This window comes from Pseudomonas sp. 2822-15 (assembly GCF_002742515.1).
Lineage (GTDB): Bacteria > Pseudomonadota > Gammaproteobacteria > Pseudomonadales > Pseudomonadaceae > Aquipseudomonas > Aquipseudomonas salomonii.
In genome coordinates this window covers 1-249 of the sequence record NZ_LJRY01000379.1, presented here as the reverse complement: position 1 = coordinate 249, position 249 = coordinate 1, and the positions used below count along the sequence as shown (strand labels likewise).

Sequence of the window (249 nt, the reverse complement as noted above, 5' to 3'; positions counted from 1 at the left end):
GCAATATAAAAACCTAGATCTTTTAATTTTTGTAATGTATTGATGGAATCTAATGTGTTTTCCATCAGGCCATTTTCCGTTATTTCAAGTTGTATACGCTCTGGAGATATATCATATTGGTCGGCTATTTCTTTAATACGACGTACAAATCCAGATTGTTGTAACTGTGATGGTGAAATATTTATGGATATATCTATCTTTTTCCTATAGATATTTTCCCAGTTCTTTAAATCTTCACAAGCCTTCTGT

General features: G+C 31.3%; 1 protein-coding gene. It reads right to left on the bottom strand.

All coding sequences use genetic code 11. From position 1 onward, the window contains the following. Nucleotides 1-249, bottom strand: a 249-nt coding sequence (locus AOA59_RS31135) for an EAL domain-containing protein (RefSeq protein ID WP_143522869.1), incomplete at both ends; no start/stop codon positions are given.